Origin of the sequence: Streptomyces sp. PR69, assembly GCF_026420845.1 — a bacterium.
Taxonomy (GTDB): domain Bacteria; phylum Actinomycetota; class Actinomycetes; order Streptomycetales; family Streptomycetaceae; genus Streptomyces.
Map to the genome: position 1 here is coordinate 230,545 of NZ_JAOWCB010000001.1, position 19,085 is coordinate 249,629.

Annotated in this window: 17 protein-coding genes; 8 read left to right on the top strand and 9 right to left on the bottom strand. The window is 71.9% G+C overall.

Translation table 11 applies throughout. The annotated features are described in order from the left end of the window. Positions 1–30: 30 nt before the first annotated feature. Both coaE and OF819_RS00995 read left to right on the top strand, forming a co-directional pair. Complete coding sequence (gene coaE / locus OF819_RS00990) at positions 31–654, top strand: dephospho-CoA kinase (RefSeq protein ID WP_267241477.1); 624 nt, start codon at positions 31–33, stop codon at positions 652–654. Between the two features lie 65 nt (positions 655–719). Then, on the top strand, positions 720–1,130 hold the full coding sequence (locus OF819_RS00995; RefSeq protein WP_267241319.1) for a tetratricopeptide repeat protein: 411 nt from the start codon (positions 720–722) through the stop codon (positions 1,128–1,130). 34 nt (positions 1,131–1,164) lie between these two features. Here OF819_RS00995 and OF819_RS29190 read toward each other — a convergent pair whose 3' ends face one another. After that, complete coding sequence (locus tag OF819_RS29190; RefSeq protein ID WP_416370443.1) at positions 1,165–1,575, bottom strand: DUF6343 family protein; 411 nt, start codon at positions 1,573–1,575, stop codon at positions 1,165–1,167. Positions 1,576–2,045: 470 nt separating this feature from the next. On the opposite strand from OF819_RS29190, the gene OF819_RS01005 reads away from it, so the two are divergent. From OF819_RS01005 to OF819_RS01015, 3 genes are all read left to right on the top strand, one after another. Next, positions 2,046–3,047, top strand: a complete 1,002-nt coding sequence (locus OF819_RS01005) for a slipin family protein (RefSeq protein ID WP_267241320.1) — start codon at positions 2,046–2,048, stop codon at positions 3,045–3,047. 109 nt (positions 3,048–3,156) lie between these two features. Continuing rightward, the gene (locus OF819_RS01010) at positions 3,157–5,970 is read left to right on the top strand and encodes a DEAD/DEAH box helicase (protein ID WP_267241321.1); all 2,814 of its coding nucleotides are present in this window, start codon (positions 3,157–3,159) and stop codon (positions 5,968–5,970) included. A 19-nt stretch (positions 5,971–5,989) separates the two neighbouring features. Beyond that, a complete protein-coding gene (locus OF819_RS01015; RefSeq protein WP_267241322.1) occupies positions 5,990–7,276 on the top strand; it encodes an SWIM zinc finger family protein in 1,287 nt (428 codons plus the stop codon). 150 nt (positions 7,277–7,426) lie between these two features. Here the strand turns inward: OF819_RS01015 and OF819_RS01020 are convergent, their stop codons facing one another. Both OF819_RS01020 and OF819_RS01025 read right to left on the bottom strand, forming a co-directional pair. Beyond that, the gene (locus OF819_RS01020; RefSeq protein ID WP_267241323.1) at positions 7,427–9,646 is read right to left on the bottom strand and encodes an NADP-dependent isocitrate dehydrogenase; all 2,220 of its coding nucleotides are present in this window, start codon (positions 9,644–9,646) and stop codon (positions 7,427–7,429) included. Positions 9,647–9,818: 172 nt separating this feature from the next. Next, on the bottom strand, positions 9,819–10,250 hold the full coding sequence (locus tag OF819_RS01025) for a DUF3574 domain-containing protein (RefSeq protein WP_267241478.1): 432 nt from the start codon (positions 10,248–10,250) through the stop codon (positions 9,819–9,821). A gap of 410 nt (positions 10,251–10,660) precedes the next feature. On the opposite strand from OF819_RS01025, the gene OF819_RS01030 reads away from it, so the two are divergent. Then, positions 10,661–11,371, top strand: coding sequence for a chaplin (locus OF819_RS01030; protein ID WP_267241324.1), 711 nt, complete (start codon positions 10,661–10,663; stop codon positions 11,369–11,371). A 234-nt stretch (positions 11,372–11,605) separates the two neighbouring features. On the opposite strand, the gene OF819_RS01035 is transcribed toward OF819_RS01030, so the two are convergent. The 3 genes from OF819_RS01035 to OF819_RS01045 all read right to left on the bottom strand — a co-directional run bounded on the left by OF819_RS01035 (position 11,606) and on the right by OF819_RS01045 (position 14,258). Next, positions 11,606–12,253, bottom strand: a complete 648-nt coding sequence (locus OF819_RS01035) for a DUF2293 domain-containing protein (RefSeq protein WP_267241479.1) — start codon at positions 12,251–12,253, stop codon at positions 11,606–11,608. A gap of 86 nt (positions 12,254–12,339) precedes the next feature. Continuing rightward, a complete protein-coding gene (locus tag OF819_RS01040; RefSeq protein ID WP_267241480.1) occupies positions 12,340–13,323 on the bottom strand; it encodes a carbohydrate kinase family protein in 984 nt (327 codons plus the stop codon). A 41-nt stretch (positions 13,324–13,364) separates the two neighbouring features. After that, entirely contained in the window at positions 13,365–14,258 is an 894-nt protein-coding gene (locus OF819_RS01045; protein ID WP_267241325.1) for a pseudouridine-5'-phosphate glycosidase, read from the bottom strand. A gap of 96 nt (positions 14,259–14,354) precedes the next feature. Between OF819_RS01045 and OF819_RS01050 the strand changes: the two genes are divergently transcribed. Next, positions 14,355–14,717, top strand: coding sequence for a cupin domain-containing protein (locus tag OF819_RS01050; RefSeq protein WP_267241326.1), 363 nt, complete (start codon positions 14,355–14,357; stop codon positions 14,715–14,717). Between the two features lie 25 nt (positions 14,718–14,742). Here the strand turns inward: OF819_RS01050 and OF819_RS01055 are convergent, their stop codons facing one another. The 3 genes from OF819_RS01055 to OF819_RS01065 form a co-directional block, all read right to left on the bottom strand. After that, positions 14,743–16,140 (bottom strand): MFS transporter, encoded by a 1,398-nt coding sequence (locus tag OF819_RS01055; protein WP_267241327.1) that lies wholly within the window; start codon positions 16,138–16,140, stop codon positions 14,743–14,745. A 159-nt stretch (positions 16,141–16,299) separates the two neighbouring features. After that, a complete protein-coding gene (locus tag OF819_RS01060) occupies positions 16,300–16,854 on the bottom strand; it encodes a methylated-DNA--[protein]-cysteine S-methyltransferase (RefSeq protein ID WP_267241328.1) in 555 nt (184 codons plus the stop codon). Between the two features lie 49 nt (positions 16,855–16,903). Further along, positions 16,904–17,815 carry a glycerophosphodiester phosphodiesterase gene (locus OF819_RS01065; RefSeq protein ID WP_416370454.1) on the bottom strand — a complete coding sequence of 304 codons (912 nt, stop codon included), beginning with the start codon at positions 17,813–17,815 and terminating at the stop codon, positions 16,904–16,906. A gap of 365 nt (positions 17,816–18,180) precedes the next feature. Between OF819_RS01065 and OF819_RS01070 the strand changes: the two genes are divergently transcribed. Beyond that, positions 18,181–19,053: an MHYT domain-containing protein gene (locus tag OF819_RS01070; RefSeq protein WP_267241329.1), complete on the top strand. Its 873-nt coding sequence runs from the start codon at positions 18,181–18,183 to the stop codon at positions 19,051–19,053. Positions 19,054–19,085 lie beyond the last annotated feature (32 nt).

Here is a 19,085-nt window from a genome sequence, read left to right on the forward strand (position 1 = left end):
GGCCGCAGGAAAGCACGTATGCTGCCGACCATGCTGACGGTGGGGCTGACCGGTGGGATCGGAGCCGGCAAGAGCGCGGTGTCACGGCTGCTCGTCTCGTACGGCGCCGTGCTGATCGACGCCGACAAGATCGCCCGCGAGGTCGTCGAGCCCGGGACGCCCGGGCTCGAAGCCGTCGTCGAGGCTTTCGGGCCCGATGTCCTGACCCCCGAGGGGGCGCTGGACCGGCCCAGGCTCGGCTCGATCGTCTTCGCCGACCCCGAGCGTCTCAGTGTGCTCAACGGCATCGTCCACCCGCTCGTCGGCGCACGCTCAAAGGAGCTGGAGAACGCGGCCGCACCCGACGCGGTCGTCGTCCATGATGTGCCGCTGCTCGTCGAGAACGGCCTTGAGTCGCTCTATGACGTTGTGGTGGTGGTGGACGCCTCGCCCGAGACGCAGCTCGACCGCCTCGTACGGCTGCGCGGAATGCCGGAGTCCGAGGCTCGCGCACGGATGGAGGCGCAGGCCACACGAGAACAGCGGCTGGCTGTCGCGGATCTCGTCATCGACAATGACGGGCCGCTGGAGGAGTTGGCGCCGCAGGTCCGCAAGGTGTGGACCGAACTCGCCGCCCGCGCTGCCGCCTCGGGTGAGCGGCCCGCTCCGGAATAGCCTGCTCCGGAATAGCCCTCTCCGTCCCGGTGTTGGAACAGGGCGACAAGGGGAAGGATGCAGCTGTGCCCAAGAGCAACCCGGAGACGCACGTCATCGACTTCCGCGCGGCTGAGCAGTTGCTCGATGCGAGGGATCCGCGTGGCGCCGTGAAGCTGCTGGACTCGGTGATCGCCGCCCATCCCGAGAACACGGCCGCGCGGCTGCTGCGTGCCCGGGCGTTCTTCGCCGCCGCCCAACTCCGTGCCGCTGAGCTGGAATTCGCGCTGGTCCTGGAGCGCGAGCCGGACAATGCCTTCGCGCATTTCGCCCTGGCCCGCACCTTCGAGCGCGCCGGCCGCCCCGAGCCCGCCCAGCGTCACTTCCGGCTGGCCGCAGCGCTTGACCCGAAGCCCGAATATCTGAAAGCGGCGCGCTTTGCCGCCGACGGCCGCGGTGACAGCTCCGGTGGCGGCAGTCCGGAGCGGGAGAGCTGACGCCAAGGTCGGCGGTCCGCTCGCAGTTCTGCGGTCACGGCCCCCGCTGCGAGCCGGTGCCGCCTGGGTCCTGCCCGTCGGACCTCTGGGAGGTGTCGGGGCCTCCGGGGCTCTGTCGCCGCGAGCCTCCGGTGAGCCCGCCTCCCCCCTCATCCGGCTTCCTCAGCGGAGGCCGGTGCGCATGCGTGCCCCCGTGATCCGGCTCGTACGGCGGGATGTCACGGCCCGGCTGGAAATGCGGGCCCTGGCGGATATGGCGCACGATCATGATCAAGTCGATGACGACGATCAGCGCCAGCGCCCCGCAGAGCGCCGCCCAGCCCGTGCGCCCGGTGAAGGCGAAGGCCGTGGCGCCGCCGACAGCCCAGATCAGACCCCATATGCTCAGCCAGAAACGCATCCGCAGGGGGCTGCGTGCGGTGATCGGTTCACTTCCCGTGCGCATGGCATCCGCATCTCCTCTTCCAGCATGCATCAGGAAGGCCCGCGGAGGGGAGGCCTCGCCGGGCAGTGGAGCGAAGCCGCGGAACGGCGCGGTGCAACGGCGCAGTGGACGGCGGTGCGTCCGGGAACGTTCTGAGAGGCATGAGCGGGGAGCGCACCGCACCGTACGCAGTCTGATCGAAACCCTGGAGCTGGACGAGCAGTTCGACGTCGTCGTAGCCGAAGGAGCGTGTCGATCCGGCGGGGTACACGGTGCGGTTCCTCTCCTCGGAGCCGCTGGGGGACGGCACCCACATCGGTTCAGGACGCCGCACCGGCGCGGACGGGCGGCTGAGCACCCCGGTGCGACAGAGAAGCCCGGGGTGAAGGCTCGACCGGGCGGGTATACCGGACATATCTTGGCATTAGTCGTCGCGAAGAGTGCGAAGGGCACCAAGAAGCGTCGGGCTCGTACGGCAGGGGGTGCCCCCGATGGTCGAAGAGCTGGTGGCGGCGGGTATCGCGGCCGCATCTGTGTGCGCCGTCTACCTCACGGCGGCTGCCAAGGTGGTCAAGCAGTACGAGCGGGGCGTGGTGCTGCGCCTCGGGCGGCTGCACAAAAATGTCCGGCCGCCCGGATTCACCTTGATCGTTCCGGCGGTGGACCGGATGCACAAGGTGAACATGCAGATCGTGACGATGCCCGTACCCGCCCAGGAAGGCATCACCCGCGACAACGTCACCGTCCGCGTCGACGCCGTCGTCTACTTCCGCGTCGTGGACGCCGCGGACGCCATCATCCGGGTCGAGGACTACCGGTTCGCGGTCTCGCAGATGGCGCAGACCTCACTGCGCTCCATCATCGGCAAGAGCGATCTAGACGATCTGCTGTCGAACCGTGAAAAGCTCAACCAGGGGCTGGAGTTGATGATCGACAGCCCGGCGGTGGGCTGGGGTGTGCAGATCGACCGCGTCGAGATCAAGGACGTGTCACTGCCGGAGACCATGAAGCGCTCGATGGCGCGGCAGGCGGAGGCCGACCGTGAGCGGCGGGCCCGGGTCATCAACGCTGACGCGGAGCTCCAGGCGTCCAAGAAGCTGCGGCAGGCGGCTCGTGAGATGTCGGAGCAGCCCGCGGCGCTGCAGCTGCGGCTGCTGCAGACCGTCGTGGCCGTGGCCGCAGAGAAGAACTCGACTCTGGTGCTGCCGTTCCCGGTGGAGCTGCTGAGGTTCCTGGAGCGCGCGCACCAACCGGGTGCGCAGGCGGCTCCGCAACAGCCTGTGTCCACGCCGACCCCGACGCCGTCACCCCTGCCGCAGGAATCCGAACCAGAGCCAGAACCAGAACGGGAACTGGAGCCGGAGCCGGAACCGGAACCGCAGCTTGAAGCGCAGCCCCGGCCGGAGCCGGATTCCGACCGGCAGCTTGAGCCCGAGCCGACGGCAGAGGCGCTTGAGGCGCCCGCAGTCCCGGACGAGCCGCGCATCGGCTAGCCCTCGGCGCTGCACCGCAGGTCAGAGAGGATTGTCAGTCCCTCCCCGTAAGGTCGTGGAACCGAAGCGCAAGGACGCTTCTGCCGCTGCGGCCCAGGGGAGGTGACCTGTGACCACGACGCCGAGGGACGGCGCGCACCCCCTGAACACCTGTGCGGCGGTGTTCCTGCCGGCCGAACCCCCGAGAGACGGACGGATCGCCTTCTGGAGTGCGGACGGGGACCGGCTTCCGGGCGCGACCGGAGAGGTGACCCTGGTGCGGCCCCACAGCCGCGGGGTTCGCACGCGTGCCGTTCGCGCCGCGCTGATGCCCGTCTCGGAGGCGCTTCCGCTGCTTGTGCGGGCACGGCACGCCCCCGGAGCCCATCCGTCCGCCGCCTGCTGGGGCGCGGCAGCCCTGCACGCTCTGCATCTCGCGGCGCGCGGCAGGCTCCTGCCCGGACTGACCAAGGCCGATCACGATGCCTGGCGGGCCGGCCCGCTCGACGCGGACGACATCGCCCAGCTGCGCGCCATCGCCGCCGCCATGCCGTACGAGGCGTATGCCGTCCCCGTCCCGCAGCTGCGGCCCCTGCGGCTGCCCGAGCCGGAGAGCCTGGTGCGGGCGTTCTTCGACGCGGTGGCCGACACACTGCCCCGCACCCCGGCCGCCGCGCATGCGTACGGCGCGCCTTTCGCCTCCTTCGCCGCCCAGCATCTGCCCGGAGCGCGCGAGTGGGCAGCGGAGGCCGCCGTCGGCATGGACGCGGGAGTCCGGATCTCGCTGCGGCTGGACCTGTCTGCGTTTGAGCTGTTCGACACCTCGGAGGAAGGGGGCGACGAGCGCCATGCGGCAGCCGCGCTCGTCCAGGTGCACAGCCTCGCCGACCCGACGCTGGTCACGGACGCCGCCCGGCTGTGGGCCGGCGAGGGCAGGGAGCACTTCGGCCCGCGCGCCACTGTCGACGCCCTGCTGGCCCTGCGCCGCGCCGCACGGGCATGGCCGCCGCTCACCCGGCTTCTGGAGCGGGAGGTGCCCGATGTGCTTCCGCTCACCGAAGACGAGCTGTACGACCTGCTCGGGCCCGGCGCGGACCGGCTCGGCGACTGCGGCGTCGCGGTCCACTGGCCGAAGGAGCTGGCCCGCACGCTCACCGCGTCCGCCGTGGTCCGGGCGACGCAGGCGCCGGGCTCGGCCACGGACGGCACCCCGTTCTTCGACAGCGACGAGCTGCTGAGGTTCGACTGGCAGCTCGCGCTGGACGGCGACCCGCTGACCGAGAGCGAGATGGACGCGCTGGCGGAAGCCCACCGCCCGATCGTCCGGCTGCGCGACAAGTGGGCCGTCGTCGACCCGGGTCTCGTACGCAAGGCGCGCAAGCGGGAGCTGGGGCTGCTCCGGCCGGCCGACGCGCTCGCCATGGCCCTGACGGGCACGGCCGAGGTGGACGGCGAGACGGTGGAAGCCGTGCCGACCGGGACGCTGGCCGCGCTCCGCGACCGGATCGCCGGGCCTTCGCAGCCGGTCGTCCCTCCCGGCGGGCTGACCGCCACGCTGCGCGACTACCAGCTGCGCGGCTTGGCCTGGCTGGACCGGATGACATCGCTCGGGCTCGGCGGCTGCCTCGCGGACGACATGGGCCTCGGCAAGACCGTCACCGTGATCGCCCTCCACCTCAGGCGCGCCCGCACCGCCCCCACGCTCGTCGTCTGCCCCGCCTCGCTGCTCGGCAACTGGCAGCGGGAGATCGCCCGCTTCGCCCCCGGCGTACCCGTGCGCCGCTTCCACGGGACGAGCCGCGCCCTGCCCGGACCCGACGACGGCGGATTTGTGCTCACCACCTACGGCACGATGCGCACCAGCGCCGAGCGGCTCGCCGCGCACCCCTGGGGCATGGTCGTCGCGGACGAGGCGCAGCATGTGAAGAACCCGTTCTCGGCGACCGCCAGAGCGCTGCGCACCATCCCGTCGCCCGCGCGCATCGCCCTCACCGGCACCCCCGTGGAGAACAACCTCTCCGAGCTGTGGGCGCTGCTCGACTGGACCACCCCGGGGCTGCTCGGCCCGCTGAAGGCGTTCCGGGCCCGCCATGCACGTCTGGTCGAGAGCGGCGAAGACGACGAGGCCGCCGACCGGCTGGCCCGGCTGGTCCGCCCGTTCCTGCTGCGCCGCAAGAAGTCCGACCCCGGCATCGTCCCCGAGCTCCCGCCGAAGACGGAGTCCGACCATCCCGTCCCCCTCACCCGGGAACAGGCCTCGCTGTACGAGGCGACGGTACGGGAGGCGATGGCCGCGATCGAGGGCGCGGAGGGCATTGCGCGCCGCGGGCTGGTGATGAAGCTGCTCACCTCCCTCAAACAGATCTGCAACCACCCGGCCCAGTTCCTGAAGGAGGACCGTGCCCGGCTGGCCGGCCGGTCCGGCAAACTGGCGCTGCTCGACGAGCTGCTGGAGACGATCCTGTCCGAGGAGGGCTCCGTGCTGGTGTTCACGCAGTACGTGGCGATGGCGCGGATCCTCTCGGCGCATCTGGAGTCCCGAGCCGTCCCGTCCCAACTGCTCCACGGCGGCACCCCGGTCGCCGAACGCGAGCGCATGGTCGACCGGTTCCAGTCGGGGCGGACACCGGTGTTCCTCCTCTCCCTCAAGGCCGCGGGCACCGGGCTGAACCTCACCCGTGCGGGGCATGTGATCCACTACGACCGGTGGTGGAACCCGGCCGTCGAGGAACAGGCCACCGACCGGGCGTACCGCATCGGCCAGACCCAGCCGGTGCAGGTCCACCGGCTGATCGCGGAGGGCACGGTCGAGGACAGGATCGCCGAACTGCTCACCTCCAAGCGGGCGCTGGCGGACGCGGTCCTCGGATCGGGGGAGGCGGCGCTGACCGAGCTGACCGACCGTGAGCTGGCCGATCTCGTCTCGCTCAGGAGGTTCCCATGAGCTGCCTCAGGAGGACGTCATGAGCCCGCGGACCAGGCGCGGCGGGGCGCGGCCGCCGCTGCACGACGACCGCCGGCGGACCTTTCCCGCGCTGGAGCCGCTCAGCGGCGCGGAGCCGGCGGCCAGCTGGTGGGGCAACGCCTGGGTGGAGGCGCTGGACGACGCCGCGCTCGACCCCGCCCGGCTGGCCCGGGGCCGGGGCTATGCCTCTCGCGGCCGCGTCGACGCCATCACGGTCACACCGGGCCGGGTGACGGCGTATGTGCACGGCAGCCGGCCCCGGCCGTACCGTGCCGAGATCCGGCTGCGTCTGCTGTCCGATGACGCATGGGGCGACCTCCTGGCCGCCGCGGCGGCCCGCCCCGACCATATCGCCGCCCTGCTCGACAAGGACGTGCCGCACACCCTCACGGCGGCCGCCGATCTGCTGCCCGCACCCGGCGACCTGGTCCCCGACTGCTCCTGCCCCGACGACGGATACCCGTGCAAGCACGCGGCCGCGCTGTGCTATCAGACGGCCCGGCTGCTGGACGAAGACCCCTTCGTGCTGTTCCTGATGCGCGGCCGGGGAGAGCGGGAGATCCTCTCCGACCTCGCCCGCCGCAACGCGACGCGGTCGGCGGCAGAGCGCGCCACGGCCGACGCCGCCCCCGAGCTGCCGACCGTCCCGGCCCGCGACGCCATAGCGAAGGATCAGGCCGGACTGCCCTCGCTTCCCCCGCCCTTTCCACCGCCCGCCCGGCCCGGCCAGCCACCCGTCTATCCGCAGGGACCCGCGGCCCCCGGCGGCTTCGCCCCCGACCCCCTCGCCCTCGACCAGCTGGCCACCGAGGCCGCGGCACGTGCCCACGCCCTGCTGACGACGGGCGACGACCCGGCCGGAGACCTCACACCGTGGGAGGACGCGGTACGGCTGGCCGCCGCGCACCCGGGCTCGGGGCTGACCGCCTCCACCCGCGCGCTCTACCGCGACCTCGCGGCCGCCGCCGACCGCACGCCGACCGAACTGGCCCGTGCCGTGGCCGCCTGGCGGCAGGGCGGCCGGGCCGCCCTCGCGGTGCTCGACGAGCCATGGGACCCGCCTGCAGGCCCCTTCGACCGGGCCCGCCCGGCCCTGGCAGCCGCCGGTCTCCCGTCCTTCCGTCCCTGGCGCAACCAGCTGTCCGCCGGCACGGTCCAGCTCCGTCTCGGCCGCGACGGACTCTGGTACGGCTATGAGTCGGACCGGGGCCGCGAGGACTGGTGGCCCCGGGGGACACCCGACGCCGACCCCGTAGGAGCGCTCTCCACCGTGCTGGAGAGATGAGACGTGCAAGGAGAGTTGACCGGAGAGATGAGACGTGCAGGAGGGGGAGCGTCGCGAGAGACGCCTCCGCCCCGGACGGCGTGTGCCGACCGGGGCGGAGGGAGAAGGCAGCGGCCGCCGCCTCATCAGACGGGCGCGGGCGCCGTCGCGTCAGGCGAGCGAGGCCAGAGCCTGGTTAAGGGTCTGCGACGGACGCATCACGGCCGAAGCCTTGGCGGCGTCGGGCCGGTAGTAGCCGCCGATGTCGACCGGGGAGCCCTGCACCGCGATCAGCTCGTCGACGATGGTCTGCTCCTGCTCCGCCAGCGTCTTGGCCAGCGGGGCGAACGCCTCGGCGAGCTGTGCGTCGTCCGTCTGCTTCGCCAGCTCCTGCGCCCAGTACAGCGCCAGATAGAAGTGGCTGCCGCGGTTGTCGATGCCGCCCAGACGGCGGCTCGGCGACTTGTCCTCGTTGAGGAATGTGGCCGTGGCACGGTCAAGGGTGTCCGCGAGCACCTGGGCGCGCGCGTTGCCCGTGGTCTGCGCCAGGTGCTCGAAGCTGACCGCGAGCGCCAGGAACTCGCCCAGGCTGTCCCAGCGCAGGTAGTTCTCCTTGACCAGCTGCTGGACGTGCTTGGGCGCGGAGCCGCCGGCGCCGGTCTCGAACAGCCCGCCGCCGTTCATCAGCGGGACGACCGACAGCATCTTGGCGCTGGTGCCCAGCTCCAGGATGGGGAACAGGTCGGTCAGATAGTCACGCAGCACATTGCCGGTGACCGAGATCGTGTTCTCACCGCGGCGGATGCGCTCCAGCGAGAACTTCGTCGCCTCGACCGGCGACAGGATCTCGATCTGCAGTCCCTCGGTGTCGTGCTCGGGCAGATAGGCCCTGACCTTCTTGATCAGCTGGGCGTCATGGGCGCGGCTCTCGTCCAGCCAGAAGACGGCCGGGTCGCCGGTCGCCCGGGCGCGCGTGACGGCGAGCTTCACCCAGTCCTTGATCGGCGCGTCCTTGGTCTGGCACATGCGGAAGATGTCCCCCGCGCTCACCGTCTGCTCCAGCACCACATCGCCGGACTCGTCGACGACCCGCACCGTGCCGGTGGTCGGGATCTCGAAGGTCTTGTCGTGGCTGCCGTACTCCTCGGCCTTCTGCGCCATCAGGCCGACGTTCGGCACGGAGCCCATCGTCGACGGGTCGAAGGCGCCGTTCGCCCTGCAGTCGTCGATGACGACCTGGTAGACGCCGGCGTAGCTGCTGTCGGGCAGCACGGCGAGGGTGTCGGCCTCCTGGCCGTCCGGCCCCCACATATGGCCGGAGGTGCGGATCATGGCCGGCATGGAGGCGTCGACGATGACGTCGCTCGGCACATGCAGATTGGTGATGCCGCGGTCGGAGTCGACCATCGCCAGGGCCGGGCCCTCGGCCAGCTCGGCGTCGAAGGACGCCTTGATCTCCGCGCCGTTCGGCAGCGACTCAAGGCCCTTGAAGATGCCGCCGAGACCGTCGTTCGGGCTCAGACCGGCCGCGGCGAGCGACTCGCCGTGCTCGGCGAACGTCTTCGGGAAGAAGGCCCGCACCACATGGCCGAAGATGATCGGGTCGGAGACCTTCATCATCGTGGCCTTCAGATGCACCGAGAACAGCACGCCCTCGGCCTTGGCACGCGCCACCTGGGCCGCGAGGAACTCACGCAGCACCGCCACGCGCATCACGGAGGCGTCCACCACCTCGCCCGGCAGCACCGGCACGGACTCGCGCAGCACCGTCGTGGTGCCGTCGTCGCCCGCCAGCTCGATGCGCAGCGAACCCGCCTTGGCGATGACCGCGGACTTCTCGGTGGACCGGAAGTCGTCGCCCGTCATATGCGCGACATTGGTCTTCGAGTCGGCCGTCCACGCGCCCATGCGGTGCGGGTGGGACTTGGCGTAGTTCTTCACCGACGCCGGAGCGCGGCGGTCGGAGTTGCCCTCGCGCAGCACCGGGTTTACGGCGCTGCCCTTGACCTTGTCGTAGCGGGCGCGGATCTCCCGCTCCTCGTCGGTCTTCGGGTCGTCCGGGTAGTCCGGCAGCGCATAGCCCTGCTGCTGCAGCTCGGCGATGGCCGCCTTCAGCTGCGGGATCGAGGCCGAGATGTTCGGCAGCTTGATGATGTTGGCGCCCGGCGTCTTGGCCAGCTCGCCGAGCTCGGCGAGCGCGTCGTCGATCCGCTGGTCCTCCTCCAGACGCTCCGGGAAGCTGGCGATGATCCGGCCCGCGAGGGAGATGTCACGGGTCTCCACGCGGACCCCGGCCGTCGAGGCGTACGCCTGGATCACCGGCAGGAACGAATGCGTCGCCAGCGCCGGCGCCTCGTCGGTGTGCGTATAGATGATGGTCGAGTCAGTCACCGGGTGCTCCGCTCCACGTCTCCACATCTGCAACATTGCTCGACATCAAGATATCCCGTGGATCGCCGTGACTCGACAGGCGGCCTGCCTCCCTCCGGAGCGAGCACGGACTGTTGTCCAGGGTGTGCGCAGGGCAACCATCGCACCCGGTCCCGCGCGGCAATCGACGGTCTCAGAAGTCGACGCGGACGGATTCGTCGACGCGGGCCACGGACTCCTGCCCGTACTGCGCCTTGTATTCCTTGCGGATCTGCTCGATCGCCGCGTGGCTCTTCCAGGAGTCGGCGACCGGATAGAAGAGGATCAGCTCGTATGAGCGCTCCCGCTCGATGACCCCATGGGCGTCGCGCCACTGCCCGCGGCCTTCCTGGACGGTCAGCCCGTCGGGGAAGCCCGGTGTGACATACCGGTCGACGAACGCCATGAACTGCCGGTCCGTCACATCAGGCCCGCCGTCAGGGCGCTCCGTGCCGAAGAAGAGCCTGGTCTCGATGAACGGACTGCCCGACTCCGCCGCCGGCGCAGCGGCTGCGCTCACCGGCTCCGCTTTGGGCCGCTCGACGTCGAGCGTGGCGTACGCGGCCGGGGCGCCCAGCGTCAGCATGGCAACGGCGGCGCCGGCGACCGCCAGCGAGCCGCGCTGCTTCCGGGTGCGCGGCCTGAATGACGACTGGTTGAGGAACGGCACGGGCGAAACCCCTTCGGTCGGGTGCGGGACGTGCTGTCTGTCCGGCGTTCACACTCTGACCAGCGGCCCGGCCGTGTAACCCCCACACGACCGATGTCGGCCGGATACCACCCGTACGTGGGAGAAAGCGGTCATCGCGCCCAAGGGCGACCCGGCGCGTCAAGGGCCGCCGCATCCAGGGTCACGACGGGTGATGGCCAGTTCGATAAACCTCCCACTCGATGGGGTGAAAGGCGTATTTGACATAACCCGCTTGGCCTCTCGTGGCGTTAATCCGGGTGTGGGCAGTTGCTGCCCGCGAACTTCTTCTGAAGGCAGGAAAACCCATGAGGAAAGCTCACCGAAAGGGTCGCAGGCAACTGGCCGTCGCTGCGCTCACCGGCGGTGCGCTCGCCATGGCAGGGGCGGCGCACGCAGACTCCCACGCCGAGGGCGGCGCGGTCGGTTCGCCCGGCGTGCTGGCGGGCAACACGGTCCAGCTTCCGGTGAACGTCCCGGTCAATGTCTGCGGAAACACCGTCAATGTCGTCGGCCTGCTCAATCCGGCCGCCGGAAACACCTGCGCCAACAAGGACCGCCCCGCGCGGGGCGGTGGCTCCGGCGCCGTCGCCGAAGGAAGCAGAAAGGATTCCCCTGGCGTCGTCTCCGGCAATGGCGTGCAACTGCCGGTCGAGCTGCCCGTCAATGTCACCGGCAACACCGTGAACGTCGTGGGCATCGGCAATGCCGCCGTGGGCAACTCCTCCTCCAACGGCGCCGGCAAACCGCCGGCCCGCCCGCGGCCGACTGCCCCGCCGAAGGGCGAGGAACCCCGGCCCGAGCCCCCGAAGCCGCAGTCGCCGAAGCCGCGGGAGCCCGCGGACCAGCCGTCCGCACTCGCCGAGACCGGCGCGGGCGGGGCGGCCTCCCTGGCCCTGCCGGCGGGCGCCGCGCTCGTCCTCGGCGGCCTGGTGCTCTACCGTCGCTCCCGTCCCGCCGCGGCTGCCGTACGGGCGTCACGACAGCACTGTGCCGCCCCCGGAAGCCGGACGTCCTAGGTCGTGTCGTCAAAGTCCCGTCTGCCGGGCGACGCCTGGCACGCACCCTCGCGGCGTTGTCGGTCGTCAGCGCAGCCCGCTGCGCTCTCTCCCCCTGGGCCTGGCGGCCCGGGAGGCGCCCCGACCCTCCGCCTTGCGATCTCCCCCGCGGCCCTTCGGGCGCGGGGGCGCCCCCAGCGCCAGACGCCGCCCGGCCCGCCCTCCGGGCGGACGACGCTACTTTGACGACACTCCCTAGGCGCGCCAGGACGCCAGCACCGCGTCGATCGCCGCCGCCACCAGCGACCGTGCCGCCCGGCGGGAGACGCCCGCCATCAGCAGTGCGTCGTACTCGGTGTCGAGATGCCGTACGGAGGCCCGCACCGCCGCCGTCACCGCGCCCCCCTCCAGGGAACGGGCCGCGGCGGTACGGCCCACCCGGCCGCTGCCGCGCACCGAGGTGTGCGCGGCGATCTCGCGGGCGCGCTCCGGCGGACAGCGCGGAAAGAGCCGCAGGATCTCGCCGAGCAGCGCCTCGGCGAACCGCTCGTCCTCCGCCGCCCGCCGCAGGGCGTCCCGCTCCCTGCGGCGGGTCCGGGCGTCCGCGTCCGCAAGGCACGACGCCTCCGCCCGTGCGAGCGCCGCCTCCTCGACGAGCAGACCCTGACGCTCATGGCGGCCGCGGCGGCGATTGAAGCGGATGACGACCGCGCACAGCGAACTCGCCTCACGGGCACGCCGGGTGAGAGCCGCATTGCCCCGCGGCAGATAGACCAGGTGAGCGAGGTCGGCGCAGTCCAGACACACCGGAGCACTGGACTCCAGCACATGGAGCGACAGCGGCCCCTGGCGGCACTCCGCGCAGTGCGGCGGTTTCAGCGGCTCGATCACCACCAGATCCATGCCGGACACGTACCCACGCCTTGCGACGCCTACGGATGGCGTGGTCGCCCACTGCCACTCGCGGACCGCCGCGGACGCTGAGGACGTCAGTCCCTGGCCCCGGGCAGGCCCCGGCCGCCCGCCGGGCCGCTGCCTGTTGGGCCGCCGCCGGTCGGTCGGCCGCCGAGCGCCGTGACCGCCTCCGCGCCGGCCCGGCAGCCCTCCGCCGCTGCTCGTGCCGGGTCCCCGCCGGTCAGCCAGGCCGCCAGAAACGCGCCGGTGAAGGCGTCACCCGCCCCTGTGCTGTCGACGGCCTGCGCCCGGAGGCCGGGGACCCGGGCCGTGACCGCACCGGACTGTGCCACCAGCGCGCCCCGCGCTCCCAACGTGACCACGGTCAGCGGGACCAGCCGGCTGAGCTTCGCCGCGGCGTCCGCAGCGTCCGGAAGGCCGGTGAGCAGCCGGGCCTCGTCGGCGTTCGGGAGCAGGACGTCCACGCCGTCGATCGCGGCCAGCGTGCGGTCCACCCCGAGCGCCGCGATGAATCCGGTGGACGCCGGATCCACGCTTGTCGTCACACCACGGCTGCGTGCGGTCTCCAGAGCGAGCCGTACCAGCCCGCGGCCCGCGTCGGAGAACAGCAGATAGCCCGACACATGGAGATGCCCGACCCCCTCCAGCAGCGAAGGCGACCAGTCGGCCCGCGCCAGGCGCAGCGCCGCGCCGTTGTCCGTGAGGAACGTCCGCTCCGCGGTCGCGTCCACCAGCGCGATCACCGTGGCGGTGGGCGCGTCCCGGTCGGCGGCCAGGAGCGGCCGCACTCCCGCCGCCCGCAGCCGCTCCTCGTGCCAGGCCGCGTCATCGGCCCCGACCTGTGCGAGGACACGCACATCGGGAAGTCCCCAGCGGGCCGCCCAGCACGCGGCGTTCGCACCCGCCCCGCCGGGCAGGATCCTGATCACCGCCTCCGTGTCGGTTCCGCGGGCCAGCGGGGTGCGGTGGACGGCGACGACGTCCGTGACGACGTCCCCTGCCACCAGCAGCCCGACGCGGGCCCGCCCGCTCCCGTGTCCTTCGCCGCCCGTGCGCAGGCCCGTGCGCAGGTCCGTGTTCGGGCCGGCTCCGAGGTCCGTCACAGTGCGGCCGCGATGTCCGCGGCCAGCCGCGCGTTCCCGCGGACGGCCGCCAGATTGGCCTCCAGCGACGCGCCTTGTGTGCGGCGCATCAGATGGTCGAGCAGGAAGGGTGTGACGGCCTGCCCGCTGATCCCCCGCTCCCGGCACTCGTCGAGTGCCTCCGCCAGCACTCTGTCGTGCAGTTGGGGATCGAGCTGCTCGTCCTCAGAGACCGGCTGGGCGACGATCAGCGCCGATTCGGGCCCGCCGAGCCGCTCCTGGGCGTGCATCACCGCCGCCACCTCCGCGGGGGACCGGACCGTCCAGTCGACGGGCTCGCCCGAAGACCGCAGATAGAAGCCGGGGAACCGGTCGACCCTGTAGCCGAGGATGGTCACGCCCAGCGTCTCAAGTCGCTGCAGCGTCGCCGGCACATCGAGGACGGACTTCACACCCGCGCACACCACGGTGATCCTGGTCTGTGCGAGCAGCCGCAGATCGGCCGACTCGTCGTGCGTCTCCGTCCATTCGCGGTGCACGCCGCCCAGGCCTCCGGTGGCGAAGACGCGGATCCCCGCGCGCGCCGCCAGGAAGGCAGTCGCCGAGACCGTCGTCGCCCCGCTCGCCCCGGCCGCCAGAGCGGGCGCCAGGTCACGGTGACCGAGCTTGCGTACGGAGTCGTCCCCGGCAACCCGCTCCAGCTGGTCCTTGTCCAGCCCGATGCGGATCTGTCCGTCCAGTACGGCGATGGTGGCGGGAACCGCCCCTCCGGCCCGGACAAGCGCCTCCAGCTCCTCGGCTACGGCCAGATTGCGTGGCCGCGGCAGCCCATGGGCGATGATCGTCGATTCAAGGGCGACGACGGGACGCCGGTCGGTGAGCGCTTCCTGTACTTCTTCGGTCAGCAGCATGTCCCATCCCTGGCACGGCGACCGGTCGCTCAAACGTCTGTCCGTCCACCGCGGATGCGATGGCGTATCCCCGCCGTCCGGTTAAGGTGACCCGCCATGACGACTTTTGATCAGGCGGTGCCGTCCTTCGCCGTGCACATTCCGGACGTGGAGCTGGAGCCGGAGCCCCTCGACCCCACGCAGATCGTCTCCGGGGAGCCGGAGGTGAGCGGCAAAGTGCTGTGGGAGTCCGCCGACGGAACCCAGCTGCGGGGCATCTGGCAGATCACCCCGGGCGTGGTGACGGACACCGAGGCCAATGAGCTGTTCGTCGTGGTGAGCGGGCGCGCCACGATCGAGGTGGAGGGCGGCGGGACGTTCGAGGTCGGCCCCGGCGACGCATGCGTACTGCGCGAGGGCGACCGCACCACGTGGACCGTGCACGAGACGCTCCGCAAGGCGTACCACATCTGCCTCTGAGGCCCTCTGGAGTCCGGACGCCGGCTCAGGGGCCGGCCGGTTCTCCGGACTTGTCCGCAGCCGCAGCCGCAGCCGCAGCCGCAGCCGCAGCCGCAGCGCCAGCCGCAGCCGAAGGTGCGGTGCCGAGGGCGCGTCGCACCGCAAGTGCAGCCATCGGCAGCAGCAGGCAGGCGCCGATCAGATTGAGCCAGCCGTAGCCCGCCTGGGAGACGATCAGTCCGGCCGCAGCGCCGCCGATGCCCGCCGTGGTGTTCATCGTCAGGTCCGAGAGGCCCTGCACCGCGGCTCGGGCGGGTTGCGGCACCGAGTCGGTCAGCAGCGTGGAACCGGCGACCAGGCCGGCCGACCAGCCCAGCCCCAACAGGAACAGCCCCGTCGCCGTCTGCCCATGGCTCGCCCCCGCGGTGCCGGACAGCAGTGCCGCCATGGACAGCAGCGCAACGGCCAGCCCGATCACCGAGAGCCGTCCGATGCGGTCGGCGAGCCAGCCCATCAGCGGGGAGAAGGCGTACATGCCTGCGATATGCCCGCTGATCACCAGACCGATCAGCTGGATCCCCGCTCCGTGGTGGCTCAGGGCGACCGGGGTCATCGACATGATGGACACCATGGCTGTGTGCGACGCGGCGACCGTGACCAGCGCGAGCCGGGCGAGCGGGGACTCGCGCACCGCCCGCAGCCCGGCCTTCAGCGAACGGCCCGCCGGGGACTGGTCGGCTGCCGGAGCCAGCGCGCGCGCCGTCAGCAGCGGATCGGGCCGCAGCAGCGCGAGGACCAGGAAGGCGGAGACGACGAACACCCCCGCAGCCCATATGAACGGCCCCGCGGCCGTGGGTATGCCGAGCCCCGACACGCTGCGGCCCGCGGGCGCGGCGACATTGGGTCCGAGGACGGCGCCGATCGTCGTCGCCCATACGACGGTCGAGATCGCCCGGCCGCGCCGCTCGGGCTCCGCGAGGTCCGCCGCCGCGAAGCGGGCCTGCAGATTCGCCGACGATCCCGCCCCGAACGCCGCCATGCCGGCCAGCAGCAGCGGGAAGCTGCCGATGAGGGAGGCGAGGACGACCACTCCGGCGCCGAGCGCCCCGATCAGATAGGCGAGCACCAGCCCAGGCCGTCGCCCCCGTGCGGTCATCACCGCGGCCAGCGGCATGGAAAGCAGCGCGGTCCCCGCCACCATGGCGGTCGGCGCCAGCCCGGACAGCGCCTCCGAGCCGCTCACCTCCTGCGCCAGCACGGCCGCGAGCGCGATGCCGATCGCCACGCCGAGCCCGCCGAGCATCTGACTGCCGATGAGCACGGCCGTGACCCGCCGGCGCAGCGCGGGCAGCGCGTCGTCGGCAACGCGGTGGGCGGCGTCGGCGGTCCGCGACCCGCCCGGCGAAGCGTCCTTGGGACGCCGGGCGTCCTCCGCCGTGCTCATCGGACCGGGCCCGGAGTCCGGGCGCCGGCTACGGCGTATATGCAGGGCGCGTCAACGGTGATGGTCACCGACGCAGTGTGCCAGCCCCTTCCCGGACACGGCACTGTGTTCCGTCCCACGATTCCGGCCCCCCTTCCGGTCCCGCTCTTACCCCACGCGTCAGAACAGCGGCTGCGGCAGCACGCCCTCCAGTGCCAGCAGCTTCCTCTTGGTCTCCAGCCCGCCGCCGAAGCCGCCCAGGCCGCCGTCCGTCTCCACCACCCGATGGCACGGCACCACCACCGGAAGGGGATTGGAACCCATCGCCGCCCCCACGGCCTGCGCTGCCCCGGGCTCGCCGACCCATGCCGCGAGGTCCCCGTACCCCACCACTGTCCCGTACGGCACATCCGCCGCCAGCCGCTGCAGCACCTGGCGATTGAAGCCGGCGGACAGCGACCAGTCGAGCGCCAGTCCGAACGACCGCAGCTCTCCCGAGAAGTACGCCCGGAGCTGATGTATCGGCTCCGCGAGCCGTCCCGACGCACTCTCCACCGGATTGGCGGCCAGCCGCCGCGCCAGCCGTCCAAGCGCCTCTTCGCGCACCCGCCCGCGGGCATGGAAGACGACGCTCACCAGACCTGTGCCCGTCGCGGCGAGCAGCAGCGGCCCGATGTCCGTGTGCAGCACGGACCACTCGAAGACAGCGGTGTCCGAACTCTCCTGGGAGATCATGCGAACCACCGTACGGCCCGCCACTGACAATGCGGCCGAGCCGGCGGCGTCAGCGCCCTTCGATCGCGTCGCGGACCACGTCGGGCTTGTTGGTGATGATGCCGTCCACGCCGAAGTCCCGGACCCTGATCGCGCCCTCCGCGTCGTTCACCGTCCAGGTGCTGACCCGCAGCGGTTTGTTGTGGGGGCCCTTGAGCCGGTGGACCTCGGCCACGTAGTCAGCCGTCAGCGAGGTGTGGCTGGGGTTGATCTGGTCGGTGAACTCCGCGTACGCGGGCAGGTCCGCGACCGGGGGCTTGCCGAGGAAACCGGTGATGACATCCGGCCTCGCATGGTGCACGGCCCGCACGGTGTCCGCGCCAAAGCTCTGCACCACCAGCCGGTGCCGTACATGGCCGCGGTCCAGCCAGCCCTCCTCGCCGAGGACGCGCAGCGTGTCGTGCTCGATGCCCGGGTAGAGCTCCGGCTTCTTGATCTCCAGCAGCAGCTTCTGGCCGTTGTGCTCGACCCGGTCCAGATACTGGGTCAGCGTGGGCACGCGCTGCCCCGCCCACTCCTCCCCGAACCAGCTTCCGGCGTCCAGGGTCGCGATCTCCGCCGCCGTGAAGTCCCCGACCTTCCAGGGCGAGCGCTCCGGGAAGCGCTGCTCCACATCCGTGGTCCTGGCCAGCGAGTCGTCGTGGATCACCACCAATACGCCGTCCCTGGTGCGCTGTACGTCGTTCTCGACCCAGTCGAACCCCATGTAGGCGGCGGCGTCGACGGCGGCGAGGGTGTTCTCCGGCGCATAGGCGGACGCACCCCGATGGGCGATCACTGCAGGCGGCCGCCGGTAGGCCTCCCGGGTGGGCGGGGCGACGGAGGCGTAGGGCACGGCGGAGGAACCGATCGCGGCGGAGGCCGCGCGCGTGGCGGTTGCGGCCGAGGCGGAGCTGACGGGGGCGCAGCCGGGCAGTGCCAGCGCGGTGAGGCCGACGGCGGTCACGGCCGCAGTGGCGGCGGGGCGTACGGGCACGGGGACTCCTCGCATGGTCGCTACGGCGGTTCGCCGGCAAGGCTGTGGTCAGGTCGTGCCGTCACAGTCCCGTACAGCGTGACAGCGGAGCGTCAACGGCGGACAGGCGGAGTATGGCCACGAGGTGAATGGATTCACTCCACGGGGATCACTCGTCCGCTTCCGTATCGACTAATCTCCGCTCAAATGTTTGCCAGCCGGGTGGAGAGTCATACCCTCGCCCCGAGCCAGACATCCCGTCAGGGAGATCCCGGCCGGGGACCGGGCATCGACGGGATCGCGGGGGACCACCAGGGGCGAAGGGCTAGGGGATGCAGGGCACTGTGGACGGATTCAGCTATGGGCTGGTCACTCCCGTGGCGGGGTATGTGATGGCCTGCCTCGGCGGGGCCCTCGGCTTGCGCTGCACCACCCGCTCCGTGCGCACCGGGCGCTCCTTCAAGCCCGGCTGGCTGGCCCTGGGGGCGGCGTCGATCGGGTCCGGCATCTGGACCATGCATTTCATCGCGATGATGGGGTTCTCCGTCGCCGAGACGCCGGTCAGCTACGACAGGCCGACGACCTTCGCCAGTCTCGCCGTCGCCATCGTGATGACCGGCATCGGGATCTTCATCGTCGGGTATCGCGGCGCGACCCGGATGGCCCTGGTCACCGGAGGCACGATCACCGGCCTCGGGGTCGCCACCATGCACTACCTCGGCATGGCCGCGATGAGGCTCGACGGCCGCATCGAGTACAACACCTTGATCGTCGCGCTGTCCGTGGTGATCGCCGTCGTGGCCGCCACCACCGCGCTGTGGGCCGCGGTGTCGATCCACGGCTTTCCGGCCAGCCTCGGGGCCAGCCTGGTGATGGGCGTGGCGGTCAGCGGCATGCACTACACCGGCATGGCGGCGGTCAGCGTCCATCTGCACGCCGCGCCCGGCCCCGTGCCGCCCGGCGACTCGGCCGCCACCCTGCTGGCTCCGATGCTCATCGGCCCCGCCGTCTTTCTGCTGCTCGCCGGGGTGGTGGTGATGTTCGACCCGCTGCTGGTCATGGGGGAGCCGGACCGGAGGACGGGCGTCGCCCGGGACTCCCGTCCCGGTGTGCCCGCCGCCTCGCGGCAGATCCGGCAGACAGACCGGGAGCCGGCCGGCCGGTCCGCCGACCGCGGCCCGCGCCGGGGCCGCGGAGGCCGCTGAACCACGGCCGTGCGCCGTCTGCGGCCCCGGCT

Excerpts from the sequence above, each read along its gene's own strand:
- coaE (WP_267241477.1), top strand. The coding sequence starts at position 31 with ATGCTGACGGTGGGGCTGACCGGTGGGATCGGAGCCGGCAAGAGCGCG.
- OF819_RS29190 (WP_416370443.1), bottom strand. The coding sequence starts at position 1,575 with ATGCGCACGGGAAGTGAACCGATCACCGCACGCAGCCCCCTGCGGATG.
- OF819_RS01005 (WP_267241320.1), top strand. The coding sequence starts at position 2,046 with ATGGTCGAAGAGCTGGTGGCGGCGGGTATCGCGGCCGCATCTGTGTGC.
- OF819_RS01015 (WP_267241322.1), top strand. The coding sequence starts at position 5,990 with ATGAGCCCGCGGACCAGGCGCGGCGGGGCGCGGCCGCCGCTGCACGAC.
- OF819_RS01025 (WP_267241478.1), bottom strand. The coding sequence starts at position 10,250 with ATGCTGACGCTGGGCGCCCCGGCCGCGTACGCCACGCTCGACGTCGAG.
- OF819_RS01030 (WP_267241324.1), top strand. The coding sequence starts at position 10,661 with ATGAGGAAAGCTCACCGAAAGGGTCGCAGGCAACTGGCCGTCGCTGCG.
- OF819_RS01035 (WP_267241479.1), bottom strand. The coding sequence starts at position 12,253 with ATGGATCTGGTGGTGATCGAGCCGCTGAAACCGCCGCACTGCGCGGAG.
- OF819_RS01045 (WP_267241325.1), bottom strand. The coding sequence starts at position 14,258 with ATGCTGCTGACCGAAGAAGTACAGGAAGCGCTCACCGACCGGCGTCCC.
- OF819_RS01050 (WP_267241326.1), top strand. The coding sequence starts at position 14,355 with ATGACGACTTTTGATCAGGCGGTGCCGTCCTTCGCCGTGCACATTCCG.
- OF819_RS01055 (WP_267241327.1), bottom strand. The coding sequence starts at position 16,140 with ATGAGCACGGCGGAGGACGCCCGGCGTCCCAAGGACGCTTCGCCGGGC.
- OF819_RS01060 (WP_267241328.1), bottom strand. The coding sequence starts at position 16,854 with ATGATCTCCCAGGAGAGTTCGGACACCGCTGTCTTCGAGTGGTCCGTG.
- OF819_RS01070 (WP_267241329.1), top strand. The coding sequence starts at position 18,181 with ATGCAGGGCACTGTGGACGGATTCAGCTATGGGCTGGTCACTCCCGTG.